We start from the raw sequence: 418 nt of genomic DNA, 5'->3' as shown, positions 1-418 counted from the left end.
CCCAGATCCAGGTACGCGATACCGTCGGCGGCTGCCGCCTCGGCCATCCGCAGATGCAGGATCAGCCCCGGCGAGTACTTCGAGTACGCCGGGTCGTATGCCGGGAACCAGCAGGCCAGTACGCGTTCGGTGCGCAGTCCGAAGTGGGCGGCGATCGGCTTCCCGTCGGCGTAGAGCACCGAAAGGATGCCTGCGAACGGGTCGGAACGGGTGTGGAAGAGCTGCTGTACGAGCCGGGTGATCCAGGGGTGCGCGAACCGGTCGCTGCGGCCGGTCCTGCGGTACTGGGCGGACTTCCACGCCATCAGCCTGGTCAGCGCCTCGGGATCGCGCTCGTCGTGCACGTAGCGGACCTCGCCGGCGTCCCGGCCGAGTCTGCGCTCCTTGGCGAGCGTCGTGCGCGTGAACTTCGGGGAGC

Annotated in this window: 1 protein-coding gene; it reads right to left on the bottom strand. The window is 69.1% G+C overall.

Translation table 11 applies throughout. The annotated features are described in order from the left end of the window. Nucleotides 1–418: GNAT family N-acetyltransferase (locus G3I60_RS44110; protein ID WP_164608593.1), on the bottom strand; the 418-nt coding region annotated here is incomplete at both ends.

The sequence above is a fragment of the Streptomyces sp. SID13666 genome (assembly GCF_010548325.1).
GTDB classification, from domain to species: Bacteria; Actinomycetota; Actinomycetes; order Streptomycetales; family Streptomycetaceae; genus Actinacidiphila; species Actinacidiphila fildesensis.
Note: the sequence above shows the minus strand (reverse complement) of the source record. Positions and strands in the feature narration are given on the sequence as shown.